At 72.9% G+C, this 15,673-nt stretch carries 16 protein-coding genes; 11 read left to right on the top strand and 5 right to left on the bottom strand.

The window, feature by feature from the left end; all coding sequences use genetic code 11:
- Positions 1 to 14: 14 nt before the first annotated feature.
- On the bottom strand, positions 15 to 2,174 hold the full coding sequence (locus ACFP1K_RS25640) for an elongation factor G-like protein EF-G2 (protein WP_380757759.1): 2,160 nt from the start codon (positions 2,172 to 2,174) through the stop codon (positions 15 to 17).
- Positions 2,175 to 2,462: 288 nt separating this feature from the next.
- Between ACFP1K_RS25640 and pgsA the strand changes: the two genes are divergently transcribed.
- The 11 genes from pgsA (at position 2,463) to ACFP1K_RS25585 (ending at position 11,936) form a co-directional block, all read left to right on the top strand.
- Positions 2,463 to 3,062: a phosphatidylinositol phosphate synthase gene (gene pgsA / locus ACFP1K_RS25635; RefSeq protein WP_380757756.1), complete on the top strand. Its 600-nt coding sequence runs from the start codon at positions 2,463 to 2,465 to the stop codon at positions 3,060 to 3,062.
- A gap of 64 nt (positions 3,063 to 3,126) precedes the next feature.
- Complete coding sequence (locus ACFP1K_RS25630) at positions 3,127 to 4,029, top strand: phosphatidylinositol mannoside acyltransferase (protein WP_380757754.1); 903 nt, start codon at positions 3,127 to 3,129, stop codon at positions 4,027 to 4,029.
- 7 nt (positions 4,030 to 4,036) lie between these two features.
- On the top strand, positions 4,037 to 5,254 hold the full coding sequence (locus ACFP1K_RS25625; protein WP_380757752.1) for a glycosyltransferase family 4 protein: 1,218 nt from the start codon (positions 4,037 to 4,039) through the stop codon (positions 5,252 to 5,254).
- A gap of 8 nt (positions 5,255 to 5,262) precedes the next feature.
- Positions 5,263 to 5,793 (top strand): hypothetical protein, encoded by a 531-nt coding sequence (locus ACFP1K_RS25620; RefSeq protein WP_380757850.1) that lies wholly within the window; start codon positions 5,263 to 5,265, stop codon positions 5,791 to 5,793.
- Between the two features lie 71 nt (positions 5,794 to 5,864).
- On the top strand, positions 5,865 to 6,350 hold the full coding sequence (locus ACFP1K_RS25615) for a MarR family winged helix-turn-helix transcriptional regulator (RefSeq protein WP_380757750.1): 486 nt from the start codon (positions 5,865 to 5,867) through the stop codon (positions 6,348 to 6,350).
- A 189-nt stretch (positions 6,351 to 6,539) separates the two neighbouring features.
- Positions 6,540 to 7,331: a nitroreductase gene (locus tag ACFP1K_RS25610; RefSeq protein ID WP_380757748.1), complete on the top strand. Its 792-nt coding sequence runs from the start codon at positions 6,540 to 6,542 to the stop codon at positions 7,329 to 7,331.
- A complete protein-coding gene (locus ACFP1K_RS25605; protein WP_380757746.1) occupies positions 7,328 to 8,167 on the top strand; it encodes an aldo/keto reductase in 840 nt (279 codons plus the stop codon). The genes ACFP1K_RS25610 and ACFP1K_RS25605 overlap by 4 nt, the downstream gene beginning before the upstream one ends.
- 48 nt (positions 8,168 to 8,215) lie before the next feature.
- A complete protein-coding gene (locus ACFP1K_RS25600) occupies positions 8,216 to 9,253 on the top strand; it encodes a patatin-like phospholipase family protein (protein ID WP_380757743.1) in 1,038 nt (345 codons plus the stop codon).
- Positions 9,250 to 10,458 (top strand): macrolide family glycosyltransferase, encoded by a 1,209-nt coding sequence (locus ACFP1K_RS25595; protein WP_380757741.1) that lies wholly within the window; start codon positions 9,250 to 9,252, stop codon positions 10,456 to 10,458. Before ACFP1K_RS25600 ends, ACFP1K_RS25595 begins: the two co-directional genes overlap by 4 nt.
- A 3-nt stretch (positions 10,459 to 10,461) precedes the next feature.
- A complete protein-coding gene (locus tag ACFP1K_RS25590) occupies positions 10,462 to 10,953 on the top strand; it encodes a hypothetical protein (protein WP_380757739.1) in 492 nt (163 codons plus the stop codon).
- Positions 10,950 to 11,936 carry a hypothetical protein gene (locus ACFP1K_RS25585; protein ID WP_380757737.1) on the top strand — a complete coding sequence of 329 codons (987 nt, stop codon included), beginning with the start codon at positions 10,950 to 10,952 and terminating at the stop codon, positions 11,934 to 11,936. Before ACFP1K_RS25590 ends, ACFP1K_RS25585 begins: the two co-directional genes overlap by 4 nt.
- On the opposite strand, the gene ACFP1K_RS25580 is transcribed toward ACFP1K_RS25585, so the two are convergent.
- The 4 genes from ACFP1K_RS25580 to ACFP1K_RS25565 all read right to left on the bottom strand — a co-directional run bounded on the left by ACFP1K_RS25580 (position 11,926) and on the right by ACFP1K_RS25565 (position 15,556).
- On the bottom strand, positions 11,926 to 12,717 hold the full coding sequence (locus ACFP1K_RS25580; RefSeq protein WP_380757735.1) for an MBL fold metallo-hydrolase: 792 nt from the start codon (positions 12,715 to 12,717) through the stop codon (positions 11,926 to 11,928). The two genes, ACFP1K_RS25585 and ACFP1K_RS25580, sit on opposite strands and share 11 nt — an antisense overlap.
- 56 nt (positions 12,718 to 12,773) lie before the next feature.
- Positions 12,774 to 13,571, bottom strand: a complete 798-nt coding sequence (locus ACFP1K_RS25575; protein WP_380757733.1) for an alpha/beta hydrolase — start codon at positions 13,569 to 13,571, stop codon at positions 12,774 to 12,776.
- Positions 13,568 to 14,425, bottom strand: a complete 858-nt coding sequence (locus ACFP1K_RS25570) for an alpha/beta fold hydrolase (RefSeq protein WP_380757731.1) — start codon at positions 14,423 to 14,425, stop codon at positions 13,568 to 13,570. The genes ACFP1K_RS25575 and ACFP1K_RS25570 overlap by 4 nt, the downstream gene beginning before the upstream one ends.
- A gap of 120 nt (positions 14,426 to 14,545) precedes the next feature.
- Positions 14,546 to 15,556 carry a helix-turn-helix transcriptional regulator gene (locus ACFP1K_RS25565; RefSeq protein WP_380757729.1) on the bottom strand — a complete coding sequence of 337 codons (1,011 nt, stop codon included), beginning with the start codon at positions 15,554 to 15,556 and terminating at the stop codon, positions 14,546 to 14,548.
- Positions 15,557 to 15,673 lie beyond the last annotated feature (117 nt).

The raw sequence follows: 15,673 nt of genomic DNA, 5'->3' as shown, positions 1-15,673 counted from the left end.
GGCGCGCACGGCGGCTAGTCGGACGCCGCCCTGAGCTTGTCGGCCATGTGGGACGGCAGCGGCTCGTACCTCAGGAAGGTACGGCTGAAGGTCCCGGTGCCGTGCGACATGGAGCGCAGGTCGATGGCGTACCGGGTGATCTCCAGTTCCGGCACCTCGGCCCGCACCAGCGTGCGCCCGGTGCCCACCGGCTCGGTGCCGAGCACGCGCCCTCGCCGCGACGACAGGTCGGACATGACCGCGCCGACGTGCTCGTCCGCCACCAGCACCGACACCTCGTCCACCGGCTCCAGCAGCAGCGCGGGCACCTTGGCCGCCGCCTCCTTCAGCGCCAGCTGGCCCGCGATCTGGAAGGCCATGTCGGAGGAGTCCACCGAGTGCGCCTTGCCGTCGTACAGCGTCACCCGGATGTCGACCACGGGATACCCGGCCAGCACGCCGCGCTCCATCTGCGCGCGCACGCCCTTCTCGACCGAGGGGATGAACTGCCGCGGCACCACGCCGCCCACGATCTTGTCGACGAACTCCAGCCCGCTGCCCGACTCCAGCGGCTCCACCTCGACGTGGCAGATGGCGTACTGCCCGTGCCCGCCGGTCTGCTTGACGTTGCGGCCCATGCCCTGCGCCTTGCCGCCGAACGTCTCGCGCAGCGGCACCCGCAGGTCGATGCGCTCCACCTCCACGCCGTGCCGCTTGGACAGGTGGTCGAGCAGCACGTCGGCGTGCGCCTCGCCCATGCACCACAGCACCAGCTGCCGCGTCTCGGCGTTGTTCTCCAGCCGCAGCGTCGGGTCCTCGGCCACCAGGCGGCCGAGGGCCTGGGACAGCTTGTCCTCGTCGGCCTTGGACTTGGCCCGGATGGCGACCGGCAGCAACGGCTCGGGCATCGCCCAGGACGTCACCAGCAGCGGATGGTCCTTGTCCGACAGGGTGTCGCCGGTCTCGGCCCTGCCGAGCTTGGCGACCGCGCAGATGTCGCCCGCGATGCACTTGGCGGCGGTGCGCTGGGTCTTGCCGAGCGGTGTGGACAGCGAGCCGATGCGCTCGTCCAGGTCGTGGTCCTCGTGGCCGCGCTCGGCCAGGCCGTGCCCGGACACGTGCACCGTCATGTCGGGCCGCAGGGTGCCGGAGAAGACCCGCACCAGGCTGATGCGGCCCACGTACGGGTCGCTGGTGGTCTTGACGATCTCGGCGACCAGCGGGCCGTCGGGGTCGCAGGTCAGGCCGGACGCGGGACGGCCGTCGATGGTGGTGATCTCGGGCAGGGGGTGCTCCATGGGGGAGGGGAAGCCCTGTGTCATGATCTCCAGGAGCTCCTGCATGCCCACCACGGGCCCGGACCCGGGGGCGGCGCAGGTGGCGAGCAGGGGGTAGAAACCGCCCCGCGCGACGGCCTTCTCCAGGTCGTCGATCAGGATCTTGGTGTCGATCTCCTCGCCGGAGAGGTAACGGTCCATGAGGGACTCGTCCTCGCTCTCCTGGATGATCCCCTCGATCAGCGAGCCCCGGTAGGTGTCGATCTGGTCCTGGTAGGCCGGGCCCGGGTCGTTCTCGCTGCGCGAACCGGTCGCGTAGTTGAAGAATTTCTGCGACAGCAGCCCGATCAGGCCGTTGACGTGCCCGTTGGTCACCACGGGGAGGTACAGGGGTGCCACGCCGTCGCCGAAGACGTCCTGGCAGGTGGCCACGACGTCGTCGAAGTCGGCGCGCTGGTGGTCGATCTTGGTGACCACGACCGCCCTCGGCATGCCGACCGAGGCGCACTCGTCCCAGAGCATGCGCGTCAGGCCGTCCACGCCCTCGGCCGCCGACACCACGAACAGCGCCGCGTCGGCCGCGCGCAGGCCCGCCCGCAGGTCGCCGACGAAGTCCGCGTACCCGGGGGTGTCCAGCAGGTTGATCTTGATGCCGTTGTGCGTGAGCGGCGCCAGGCACAGGTTGACCGAGCGCTGCTGGCGCACCTCCACTTCGTCGAAGTCGCTGACCGTGGTGCCGTCCTCCACGCGTCCCGCGCGCTGGACGGTGCCGGTCGCGGCCAGCAGGGCCTCGACCAGCGTGGTCTTCCCGGCTCCGGAGTGGCCGACCAGCACGACATTGCGTACCGCATCCGGCCGGTCGGCCGAGGGTGCTCTGCCCGCGGCTCCCGATGTCGAACCCGTGGTTCTTTCCGGCACGTCGCCTCCCGCGTCTCGCCGTGAGATGCGGCCGCGCGCGGCCACATCGTCCGCCGCCGCGCCCGCCGCCCGATAGAGCGCGGTGCACTACACCCTTTACCTCCACCGCGCGGATCACAAGAGGCGAAAGGCAAAAGTGCTCGGCAAACAGGATCCGGCCGTTAATCCGGTCGGCCTGGTTTGTCCCTCTCGTCCCTCCCTTACCCGTTCAAAGGCGTATCGCACCAGGTGGTCGCTCCCGTGGCCGGTCATAACGGCGGCCCCCCGATGGCCTACCATCGGAGCGCGATGTTGAAGCTCCTGCGCCCCGCCGTCACCCGCGTGCTGACCCCGATCGGCCGGGCGCTGGCCCGGCGCGGCGTCAGCCCCAACGTGATCACCGCGCTCGGCACGCTCGGCGTGGCCGCGAGCGCCCTGTTCTTCTATCCCCGCGGCGAGCTGTGGTGGGGCTCGGTGGCCATCACGGTGTTCGTCCTCGCCGACCTTCTGGACGGCGTGCTGGCCCGCATGGTGGGCAGCGGCAGCACGTGGGGCGCGTTCCTGGACTCCACGCTGGACCGCGTCGGCGACGCGGCCATCTTCTCCGGGCTGATCCTCTACTTCATGGCGACCGGCGAGCGGGTCCTCGCGGGCGTCGCGCTGTTCTGCCTGGTCGCCGGGGCCGTGGTGTCGTACGCCAAGGCGCGGGCCGAGGGGCTCGGGCTGACGTGCGACGTCGGGCTGGCCGAGCGGTCCGAGCGGCTGCTGGTGGTGCTGGTCGCGGCCGGGCTGTCCGGGCTCGGCGTGCCGTACATCCTGCCCGTCGGGCTGTGGCTGCTGGCCGCCGCGAGCGCGTTCACCGCCGGGCAACGGATTCTTCACGTGTACCGCCAGACGGTGCCAACATGAACGTAAGACCCTGAGAACTTTTCGCGTCACATTCGGCTTTTCCTATTTCGGGGGTGACCTCACGTTGGCCGACCGGCTCGTCGCCTGGGCCTACCACCTCGGCTGGGTGCTCGCGCCCAAGCTGCCCGAGGCGCTGGTCGCATGGGCGTTCCGCCTCATCGCGGACGTGATGTGGTGGCGGCACGGCAAGTCCGTGCGGCGCCTGGAGTCCAACCTCGCCCGGGTGACCGGCAAGGACGCCGCCGATCCGTCCGTCCGCGACCTCAGCCGGGCGGGCCTGCGGTCCTACTTCCGCTACTGGATGGAGGCGCTGCGGCTGCCCGCCATCTCCAAGGAGCGCATCCTCTCCGGCACCCGGCACATCGGCGGGGAACAGATCTTCGACACCGTGGACGGCGGGCGGGGCATCGTGCTCGCCCTGCCGCACATGGGCAACTGGGACCTCGCGGGCGCCTGGCTCATCCACTGCGGCTACCCGTTCACCACGGTGATGGAGCGGCTCAAGCCCGAATCGCTCTTCGACCGGTTCGTGGCGTTCCGGGAGAGCCTCGGGATGGAGGTGCTGCCGCTGACCGCCAAGGGCGGCGGCACCGCGCACGCGTTCGGCGTCCTCGCCCAGCGGCTGCGCGCCGGGCGGGCGATCTGCCTGCCCGCCGAGCGCGACCTGACCGAGCGGGGCGTCCAGGTCGACTTCTTCGACGGCGCCACCCGCATGGTCGCCGGGCCCGCCCTGCTGTCCCTGCAGACCGGCGCCCCCCTGCACCCCGCGAGCCTGTGGTTCGACGGCAAGGGCTGGGGCGTGCGCATCCACCCGGAGATCCCCATCCCGGCCGAGGGCTCGCGCCAGGAGAAGGTCACCGTGATGACCCAGGCCATGGCCCGTGCCTTCGAGGAGGGCATCGCCGAGCACCCGGAGGACTGGCACATGCTCCAGCGCATCTGGCTCGACGACCTGGAGCCGCGGTGATCACGGCATGAGGGTCGGCATGGTCTGCCCCTACACCTGGGACGTCCCCGGCGGCGTCATGGCGCACGTCCGGGACCTGAGCGAGGCCCTCATCGAGGACGGCCACCAGGTCTCGGTGATCGCCCCTGCCGGTGAGGACACGCCGCTGCCGTTCTACGTCACCAGCGCCGGTCGCGCGGTCCCGGTGCCGTACAACGGGTCGGTGGCCCGGCTGGCGTTCGGGTTCCTGTCCGCCGGACGGGTGCGGCGCTGGCTCGCCGAGGGCCGCTTCGACGTGCTGCACGTGCATGAGCCCGCCGTCCCGTCGGTCGGGCTGCTGGCCTGCTGGGCGGCGCGTGGGCCCATCGTGGCCACCTTCCACGCGTCCTTCCCGCGCTCGCGGGCCCTGTCGGTGTCGGCGCCGGTGCTGCAGACCGCCCTGGAGAAGATCACCGGGCGGATCGCGGTGTCGGACGCCGCGCGCAAGACCCTGGTGGAGCACGTCGGCGGGGACGCCGTGCTGATCCCCAACGGCGTCACGGTGAACCGCTACGCCGAGGCCGAGCCGCTGCCCGGCTGGGGCCCCGACGGCGGCGTCCTCGGCTTCCTCGGCCGCATGGACGAGTCCCGCAAGGGCCTCCCCGTCCTGCTCGACGCCTTCACCCGTCTGGCCCCGGAACGCCCCGCCCTGCGCCTGCTGATCGCCGGCCCCGGCGACGCCGACGAGGTCCTGTCCAAGGTCCCCGCGGCCCTGCGCGACCGCGTGGGCGTCCTCGGCATGGTCAGCGAGGAGGACAAGGTCCGCGCCTACCACTCGGTGGACGTCTTCTGCGCCCCCAACACCGGCGGCGAGAGCTTCGGCATCGTGCTGGCCGAGGCGATGGCCGCCGGCGCCACCATCCTCGCCAGCGACATCCCCGCCTTCCGCAAGGTCCTCGGCGACGGCAAGGCGGGCGCCCTGTTCACCACCGGCGACCCTGCCTCGCTGGCCGCCGGCGCCGCGGCCCTCCTGGACGACCCGGCCCGCCGCGCCGACCTGTCCGCCGAGGCTCGCCTGGCCGTCCGCGCCTACGACTGGTCCACCGTCGCCCGCGACGTCGTCCGCGTCTACGAGACCGTCACCGCCGGCACCACAGGCGTGGAGGCCGACGACCCGCCGCGTCCCCGTGAGGCCCCGGGCTGGCTCGCCGGCACCGGCGCCCGGGTCCGCGACACCGTGCGCTCCCGCCTGGGCGGCGCCTCGTGACGACCCCGATGATCCTGCTGGTGGTGGGCGTCGCCGTGGTGCTCGCCGCCGTGTACGTCTCCTGGCGGGCCGGGCGGCTCGATCGCCTGCACATCCGGCTGGAGAGCGCGAGGGAGGCGCTGGACGCGGCGCTGGTGCGGCGTGCCGCCGTCTGCATGGAGCTGGCCGCCTCCCGGATCCTGGACCCCGCGACGAGCCTGCTGCTGGCGGCGGCCACCCACGAGGCCCGGACGGCGGGGCCCGAGGAACGGGAGCACGCCGAGAGCGACCTGTCCAGGGCCCTGCGGGCGGTGGTGGACCAGGAGCGGTTCAGGGAACGGATGGCCGAGACGCCGGCGGGGCCGGAGCTGCTGGCCGAGCTGGACTCGGCGGTGACGAAGGTGGTCTACTCCCGGCGGTTCTACAACAACGCCGTCGGCGTCACCCGGCAGGCCCAGCGCCGCTGGCTGGCCCGCACCCTGCGCCTGGCGGGGCACACCGAGTACCCCTCGTACTTCGAGATCGACGACGCCGAGCCCGCGGCCCTCGCCGAGCACTGACCCGGCCGGCGAGCTCATTTAATCTCACATGAAACCGTATCGACTGAGAAGATATTGGGTAATGTGTTCCCATGACCGCTGACGTTCCGCACGCGAACCCTGCCTCGCGTGGGACCCATCACCCTGGGGACGCGACACCTTTCGCCCTCGGCCTGCTGCTGCGCCAGGCGCACTGGCGCGCGGCCGCGGTGATGACGGAGGCACTCCGGCCGCTCGGCATAGAGTTGCGGCATTTCGCCGTGCTGATCGTGCTGGCCGACCGCGGGGCCACGGTGCAGCGGGACCTGGCGGCGGCGACGGGGTCGGACAAGGCGGGCATCATGCGGGTCGTGGACGATCTCGAACGCATGGGGCTGGCCGTGCGCAGGAGCGTTCCGGGGGACCGGCGGGTGCGGGCGGTGGAGATCACGCCCCAGGGCACCGAGCTCCTCGACGCGGCCTATGTGGCGGCGGAGCCGCTGGCCGATCGCCTGGTCGCCCAACTCGCGCCCGGCGAGCCCGAGCAGCTGATGGACCTGCTGACCCGTTTCGCCTACCCTCCGGGCTCCGAAGCCTGAGCCCGGCCGCGCGCCGATCATCCCGGGCCTCACCGCGGGAATGCGCCCGGCTCCGGCCGGGCGTGATTCACGATGACCGCCGCGGCCGTTCCCGTACGAGTTTCCTCGCGAGGCCCCCGTAGGCGTCCAGATGGTATTGATTGATACCATCGCGAATGATACCATCGTGAACGTAACGGAATTCGGCACGTGGAGACGGGAGGTGCCGACGTGGACGTCTACGAGGCGGTCAACAGCCGGCGGGCCGTGCGCGGATTCACCGACCGGCCTGTCCCGGCGGAGGTGCTGGAGCGCGTGCTGTCCGCCGCGGCCCGGGCGCCGTCCGGATCGAACATCCAGCCCTGGCACGTCTACGTACTGACCGGCGGGCCGCTGGCCGAGCTCAAGAGACGCGCGCTGGAGCGCCTGGCCGCGGGCGACCCCTGGGACGAGCGCGAGTACGAGATGTACCCACCCGTACTGAAGTCCCCCTACTGCGAACGCCGATCGGCCTTCGGCCGGGAGCGCTACGGCGCACTCGGCATCGCGCGCGAGGACTGGGAGGCGCGCCACAGGGCCGCCGCCGCGAACTGGGACTGCTTCGGCGCCCCCACCGCCCTGTTCTGCTACATCGACCGCGACATGGGCCCGCCCCAATGGGCCGACGTCGGCATGTACCTCCAGACCGTCATGCTGCTGCTCCGCGCCGAAGGGCTGCACAGCTGCCCGCAGATGGCGTGGTCGGTGTATCGCGAGACCGTCGCGGAGGTCCTGTCACCCCCGGACGGGCTCGTCCTCTTCTGCGGCATGTCGATCGGGTTCGAGGACGTCACGGTGGGTCACGTCCGTACGGGCCGGGCGCCGCTCGGGGAGACGGTCACGTTCGTCCCCGAGTTCGACGGCCGCACGCCGCCGCGGCCGATCCACGCGCACCACGAGATCGCACGCGTCCGCTCCGGCGGGCGTGAACTGGCCGTGGCCACATCACGAGGAGAGACATGAGCGACCGGTTCCGCCTCGACGCCGACCTGACGATCGACCGCCTCGGCTTCGGCGCCATGCGCCTGCTCCAGGGCGGTCCGGGCACCCGCGACCCCGGGTCCGCCCGCGCCGTGCTGCGCCGCGCCGTCGAGCTCGGCGTCGACCACATCGACACCGCCGGCTTCTACGGCGACCGGAACGGCTCGGTGCGCGCCAACACCGTGATCCGCGAGGCCCTGTCCCCGTACCCGGACGCGCTGGTCGTCGCCACCAAGGTCGGCCCGGTCTTCGGTCCCGGCGGTCCCCGCCAGGGCACCGCCGCCGAGCTCCGGCCCCAGGTCGAGGCCGACCTCGCGAGCCTCGGCCTGGATCGCCTCGACCTGGTCTACCTGCGCGTCGGCACGACGGAACCCCCGCACGGCGAGTCGCTCGCCGAACGCTTCGAGGCGCTCGCCGCGTTGCGCGAGGAGGGCCTGATCCGCCACCTGGGCATCAGCAACGTCGATGCCGGCCATCTCGCCGAAGCCCGCGCGATCGCCCCTGTCGCGGCCGTCCAGAACAACTTCCACATCGCCAACCGCGACGAGACGGCCGTCCTCGCGGCCTGCGCGCGGGCCGGCATCGCCTTCGTCCCCTTCTTCCCCCTCGGCGGCGGAGCGGACCTCGGCGACCCCCGCCTGGTCAAGGTCGCCGCACGGCACGGCGCCACCCCCCGTCAGATCGCCCTGGCCTGGCTGCTGGCCCTGTCCCCGGTCGCCCTGGCCATCCCGGGAACCGGCTCGGTGGCCCACCTGGAGGAGAACCTCACCGCCCGGTCGATCACCCTCACCGAGGAGGACATCGTCGACCTCGCCTGATCGCAGAAGCCCCCGGCCCGTCGGTGTCCTGGTGAGAGAGGACGGATCATGAGTGTGAGACAGCGCCGGAGATCGCCCTTCCCGGCTCTCAACGGCGTCGGCGAGGACGGCCCGCCGAGCGGTCACGGCGATGAGCGGCGTCACCCCATGCCGGGCGACGAGGGCACGCGCTCCTCGTCATCGGGCCGGCCGGGCGAGGGCCTGCGCGCCCTTCCCCGTCCCGTGGCGGCGGTGGTGGGGGGCGGCGGGGTGCTCGGGGCCGCGCACGTCGGTGCCGGATACGCGCTGGAGGAGCGCGGATTCGTCCCCGACCTGATCATCGGAACCTCGGTCGGCGCCCTCAACGGCGCCATCGCGGCCGCCCACCCCGGCCGGGCCGCGCTGCGGCTGGAGCGTGTGTGGACCCAGGCACGTCGCCGTGAGGTGTTTCCCCTCGGCTACATGTCCTCGCGGGCCGGCCTCTTCGCCGATCACGGCCTGCGCCGGCTGATCGCCGAGGCCGGGCTGCCGCGGCGGATCGAACAGCTGGAGATCCCCTTCATCGCGGTGGCCATGGACCTGATCACCGGCGCTCAGGTGCCGCTCGACGAGGGAGATCTCGAGTCCGCGCTGCTGGCCAGCGCGGCCATTCCCGGGGTCCTGCCCCCGGTGGAACGGGAGGGCCGCACGCTCGTGGACGGCGGGGTGACTGCCTTCGTCCCGGTACGGGCGGCCCTGGAGGCGGGGGCGGCCAGCGTGGTGGTGCTGTCGACGGGGCCGTCGAGCCGGCCGCTGCGCCCGGCCGTCCCGCCCTGGCGGGCCGGCGCGGTCGCCGCCCGGGCGGGGCTGCTGCTGTTGCACCATCAGATCGAGCGCGACCTGCACGAGGCATCCGAACGGATTCCCACCGTCGTGCTGCCGACCGGCGTCGAGACCTGGCCCGCTCCGTGGGACTTCAGCCACTCCCAGCGCCTGATCCATACGGCTTCCCTCGCCGCGGGCCGTTTCATCGACGGGCTGCGCGTCGGCGGCCCCGGCCTGTATCGGGCCGACGGTCCTCCCGCGGCATCGGCCGTCCCGGACCGGTCACGGACGGCCATCCGATGAGCACCGTCGCGTTCCTCAACATCGCCATGCACGGGCACATCAACCCGACGCTGCCGCTCGTGGCCGAGCTCGTCCGCCGTGGCCACCGCGTCACGTACCACACCTCGCCCGCGTTCGCGCGGGAGATCGAGGCCACCGGCGCGACCGTGTACCTCTACCCCAAGGGCGACCGGCCGCTCGCCGATCCGCCGATGCCGGTCACGATGCTGGACGGGCTCGCGCGCACCGCCGTCGGCCTGCTGCCGTCGGTGCTCTCCGATCTGCGGCGCGTCCGGCCCGACCTGATCGCCCACGGCGCCGCCTGCCCCTGGGGCGCGGTCGCCGCCCGCGAACTCAAGGTGCGGGCGGCGGCGTTGTTCACCACGTTCGCGTTCAACCGGCACGTGACCAGCCCCACCCGCGCCTCGTGGGAGCTGCTGGCCACGGCCCGGCCCCGCGACGTCCGGGGCTACCTGCGGTCGCGGCGGGAGCTGTCCCGCCGCTACGACACCCGCGGGCTGCCGCCGCTCGACCTGCTGAACGTGCGCCAGCCGCTCAACCTGGTCTTCACCTCGCGCGCGTTCCAGCCCGGCGCTCACGCCTTCGGCCCGTCGTACCGGTTCGTCGGCCCCAGCCTCGGCGCCCGTCCTCCCGACCCGTCGTTCCCGGCCGATCGCCTGCGCGACCCGGTGCTCTACGCCTCGCTGGGCACGGTGTTCGACGGCGGCCCGCGACTGCTGCGCGACTTCGCCACCGCGCTCGCGCCGCTGGGCGGCACCGTGGTCGTCTCCACCGGGCGGACCGACCCGGCCGCGCTGGGGCCGCTGCCGGTCAACGTGCTCGCCCGCCGCTCCGTGCCGCAACCCGAGGTACTGGCCCGCGCCGCGCTGTTCGTCACCCACGGGGGGATGAACAGCGTCAACGAGGCCATGTACGCCGGGGTCCCGGTGCTGGTGGTCCCCCAGGGCGCGGATCAGCCGCTGGTGGCCCGGCGGGTGGCCGAGCTCGGCGCGGGCCTGTCGATCCGCACCGAGGACGCCGCCGTCGAAACCGTGAACGCCCTAGCCCGGCGCCTGCTCGGCGACCCGCGCTTCCGGGCCGCCGCGGCCACCCTGCGGGTCGCCCAGCGCGAGGCCGGCGGCTGCCGGCGCGCCGCCGACGAAATCGAGCACTACCTGCGCCGGACCGGCCGGCCCGTCCCGGCGCACGCGCCACAGGGACGCTGAGCGATGTCACCGCTCGTCGTCGTCCTGCTGCTGTCCGCCGGGCTGTCGGAGTCCGCCGGGCGGATCCTGCCCCTGGTGGCTCCCCGGTCCGGCGTGTCGCGGTCCGGCGCGGCCGGGCTGCTGCTGACCGGTGCCGTGGTCGAGGGCGCCGTGATCGCGCTGTGGCCGCTGACCGCGGGGATCCTCGCCGAGCTGATGCCGTCCGTCCCGCCGTCGAGCGGTGCCGCGTTGGCCTGGACACCCGGCCGGATCGCCCCGCTGGTTCTCGCCGCCGTCATCGCGTTCCCGCTGCTCGGGCCCTTCCTGCACCTGCTGCTCCTCGCCGGGGCCGGGGCCGGGCTCGCCACCCCGCTCGCCGCGGCGACGGGGCTCGGCTGGTGGGCCGCCGCGGGCTGCGTGGCCGTCGCCGGAGCCGGTCTCGCCGCCACCGTCGAGCTCGTCCGGCGCCTGGTCACGAACATCATGGCCACCGGGACGCGGGAGCCGCTCACATGACCGATTTCCCGCTCCTCGCCCTCGTGCTCGGTCCGGTGCTGCTCGCCGAGGCCCTGCTCGCCCGCCACGAGTTGATGACCTACACCGCCGGCTGGCGAACTCCCGCCACCGACCTCCCCGAGGGCATGCCCTACGCACGTGGCGTGGACCCCGGCGGTCCTCCGGACGCCTACCTGGTCTACCTGGACGGCATCGGGAAACGCCGCTTCCGCGACACCCGTGACGGAGGCCGGCTCGTCGAGGCCCTGATCGCCGGCGCGCCGGAGCTGCGCGTGCTGGGTCAGGTGCAGCCCTACTCCCCGCTGGCCGACCCGCTCGCCGACCGGCCCGTGTGGGAGTGGCTCCGCCACCACATCGGGCTCCTGCTGTTCCTGCACAACGTCATGCAGATCTTCGTCGCCGCCGACCACCGGTACCGTCCCCTGTACAACCGCGCCGTGGGCGACCAGATCGCCCACCAGTTGCGGCGTGCCGGTTACCTGCCCGGCAGCGGCATACCCGTGGTGCTGCTCGGGTACAGCGGTGGCGCTCAGGTCGCCATCGGCGCGGCCGGCGAACTGAACACCCAGCTGCGTGCCCCGCTCCTGCTGATCACTCTCGGCGGTTTCCACAACGGCGCCAACGATCTCACCCACGTCCAGCACCTGCATCAGCTCACCAGCGCCGGCGACCGGATCGAGCGGGTCTCCACCTGGATCTTCCCGCAGCGCCGGCGGCTGCTGCGCCACAGCGGGTGGAACCGGGCCGTCCGCGCCGGAAAGATCACCGTGCACCGGCTCGACCCGGCCACCCACGTCGGGCCGCGCAGCTACATCAGCCCGGAGGCGCTGCTGCCCGACGGCCGCAGCCACCTCGGCCGCACCGCCGACACGGTGATCGCGGTCATTCGTGCCCACCGCGGCGCGACCGCCGCGCCAGTAAGCGCCACGACGGGTCCCCCGGCGCTCGCGGGACCCGTCGCCGGGCACCGGGTCAGACGGTGATCTCGGCCCCCTCACCGATGGACAGCCAGCGGAAGCGTTCCCGCACCTCGGCGGGTGCCGCCGCCAGCTCGCGCTCCACCGCCTCCCGCCCCTCCCGGAAGTGCTGCCAGCCCTCGTAGTGCACCGGCAGGGCCGTACGCGGACGCAGCAGCCCGCACAGCTCCACGGCCTGCGCCGCGGTCATCGTGTACCGCAGCGGCCCGGTGACAGGGAACCGCACCCCGCCGAGGTGCAGCAGCGCCGTGCCCACCTCGAACCGCCCGGCCACCTCCCGCACCCCCGGGTACAGCACCGTGTCCCCGGAGATCCACAGCACGCCGTGCCGCTGCCCCTCCCACTTCAGCGCGAACCCGACCACCTCTCCGGTGATCGGCCCGGACAGCGGCGGTCCGTGCCGCGCGGGCGTGGCGGTGATCTCGACGGCGGGCCGCCCGGGTGCCTCCAGCCGGGTGGACTCCCACGGCGCCAGCGCCCGGGAGGAGCCCCCGAGGCGCCGTGCCCCCGACCGGGTCGTCACCACGACGCCCGCCGACGGCAGCAGGGCCCGGCCCGCGGTGTCCAGGTTGTCGCCGTGGTGCTCGTGGGTGAGCAGCACCGCGTCGATCGGCGGCAGGTCGCCGGCGGGGATCGCGGGCCCGGCCAGCTTGTACGAGGACGTCCCCCAGCCGAAGTCGTAGCGCCGCCCGGGCGGGTCGAACGTCGGGTCGGTGAGCAGCCGCCACCCGTCCACCTCGATCAAGGTGGTGGGGCCGCCGATATGGGTGATCCGCACGTCGGTCATGCGTCACTTCCTCCTGGTACGGGGCGGCCCGCTGCCGGGCCGCCCCGGGAGACGGATTACTTCGCGTGCCGGAGCGCCCAGTCCAGCACGTGATCGGCGATCCCCTCCCACCCGGGCTCGGCCACCAGCAGGTGCCCGCGCCCCTCGTACTCCATGTGCTCGGTGATCGTGTTCGACTTGTAGTGCTTGGCGTTGGACCGCTGCACCGCCGGAGGCATGATGTGGTCCACCTCGCCGGACACGAACAGCAGCGGCGCCCTGGCGTCGTTGTGGTAGTCCACCCAGGTGTCCTGGTGCCCCGGCTGGAGCGTCGCCAGGGCGCTGCCCCACACGATGCCCCCGGGCGCCGGGATGGCGTACCGCTCGTACAGCTCCCGCGCCCGGTCCTCGGGGAAGGTGTTGGTGAAGGCGTAGTTGAACTGCTCGAAGGTGAACCCCACGGCCTTGTGCCGGTTGGCCGGGTTCTTCAGCACCGGGAACAGCGACTTCGCCTGGGACAGCGGCACCACCGCCACCCCCTCGGTGGGCGCCGAGCACAGCGCCACGCCCGCCGCCCCGAAGCCGTGGTCCAGCAGGATCTGCGTGAACGCCCCGCCGGCCGAGTGACCGATGATGATCGGCGGCTTGTCCAGCCCGCGCAGCACCGACTCGAAACCCTCGATGATCTGCGGCACGGTCAGCTTCTCGATCGGCGACGGATCGGCGTTCAGCGCCTCCACCTCCACCTCGAACCCCGGGTAGGGCGGCGCTATGACGCGGAAGCCGCGGCTCTCGTAGTGCGAGATCCAGTTCTCCCAGGATCGAGGTGTGACCCAGAAGCCGTGGACCAGCAGGATGGTGTCGGGAGCTGTCATCGGGGCGTCCTTCCAGAGACGGTTCGCGGGGGTTCGGAGAGGAATTCGAGCAGGTCGGCGTTCAGCTGTTCCTTGTGCGTGTCGGTGACGCCGTGCGGCGCCCCCGGGTAGACCTTGAGCGCGGCGCCCTTGATGCGCGCCGCCGACGCCTTGCCGCCCACCTCGAACGGCACCACCTGGTCGTCGTCGCCGTGCACGACCAGGGTGGGCACGTCGATGCCGTCCAGATCGGGCCGGAAGTCGGTGGCGGAGAACGCCGCGATGCACTCGTACGCGTTGCGGTGCCCCGCCTGCATGCCCTGCGCCCAGAACGCGTCGCGTATGCCCTGCGAGGGGTCGGCCCCCGGCCGGTTGCCGCCGAAGAACGGCCCGTCGGCGAGGTCCCGGTACAGCTGCGACCGGTCGGCCAGCGACCCGGCCCGCAGCGCGTCGAACACCTCGCCCGGGACGCCGCCGGGATTGTCCGCGGTCCTCAGCATGAACGGCGGCACCGCCGACACCAGCACCACCTGCCGCAACCGCCTGGTGCCGTACCGGCCCACGTACCGCGCCACCTCGCCGCCGCCGGTGGAGAACCCGGCCAGCGACACGTCCCGCAGGTCCAGTGCCTCGATCACCGCGGCGAGGTCGTCGGCGTAGGTGTTCATCTCGTTGCCCTGCCACGTCTGCGTGGACCGCCCGTGCCCGCGGCGGTCGTGCGCGACGACCCGGAACCCGCTGGACGCCAGGTGGAGCATCTGCGCCTCCCAGCTGTCCGAGTTCAGCGGCCACCCGTGACTGAGCACGACCGGGCGCCCCTCACCCCAGTCCTTGTAGAAGATCTGCGCTCCGTCCGCGGCGGTGACGAATCCCATGCGGTGCTCCAGGTCGTGGGAATCCAGGGGGCGTCCGACCGCATGATCGTCACCCGCCGCGGACGGCGTCCGCATCCTGTGGAGCACGTAGTCATGACGCGGGCCCGGCCCGCCGCGGGATCAGTCGAGATGTCCCTGGGTGAGCTGCCGCCGGGAGGTGACGCCGAGCTTCCTGAACACCTTCCGCAGGTGGTAGTCGACGGTGTTGGCGCTGATGAACAGATGGGCCGCGATCTCGGCGTTGGTGGCGCCGTCCTTGGCCAGCCGGGCGACCGTGGCCTCCTGCGGCGTGAGGCCGTTCGCGGGCCCCGCCGACCGCGTCTGGGCCTGCTCGCCGGTGGCGAGCAGCTCCTGCCGGGCCCGCCCCGCGAAGCCCGCCGCCCCCGCCGCCTCGAAGAACGCGAGCGCGTCCCGCAGCTGCTCGCGCGCGTCCCGCCGCCGCTTGCGCCGCCGCAGCCACTCGCCGTACAGCAGCCGGGCCCGCGCCAGATCGGCCCGCGCCGGGGTGGTCCCGAGCACCTCGATCGCCTTGCGGTACAACGGCTCGGCGTGCTCCCCGTGCGCCAGCAACGCCTCCGACCGCGCCAGCAGCCCGAGCGCCCACTGCGTCCCGCTGGCCGTCGCCCGCGAGCTCAACGTCCGCAGCGCCGACGTCGCCAGCACCCGGTCCCCGGACCGCAGCGCCGCCTCCACCAGCTCCGGCAGCAACCGCGAATGCACCCCCAGCGCGTCCCCGTCCACCAGCCGGTGCGCCGTGGCGCACGCTCGCGCGTAGTCTCCCCGCCCCATGGCCGAGATCACCGTCCCGATCCACGCGATCGACTCCACCGCCCCGTTCCCGAGCACCAGCGCCGCCTCCCGCGCCCCCCGCAGCACCTCCTCCAGCCGCTCGTCCGTGTCATGCCACGCCAGCAGCTCCGGATGCCGGTAGATCCCCCAGACGTCGTCCGTGGCCCCGATCGCCGACCGGATCTGATGCCCCTCCGCCATCAGCGCGTCCGCCGACGCCAGATCCCCCAGACTCGCGTCCAGCATCGACCAGCAGAACAACGCCGTATCCAGATGCCACAACGCCCCCGCCCTCCGCGCGATCCCCGCCGCCCGCCGCACGATCCCCCCCTGCGCCTCCACATCCCAACTCATCATGGAAAACGTGACCCCCATCACAAACCGCCGCAAAACCACCTCATCCGAAGCCCCCTCCTCCAACAACCCCCAAGCCGCCCGCCGAAGCCCCCAAACCGCCTC

It is taken from the genome of Sphaerisporangium aureirubrum (genome assembly GCF_042658925.1).
GTDB lineage: Bacteria > Actinomycetota > Actinomycetes > Streptosporangiales > Streptosporangiaceae > Sphaerisporangium > Sphaerisporangium aureirubrum.
This window is presented reverse-complemented; position numbering and strand designations above follow the sequence as displayed.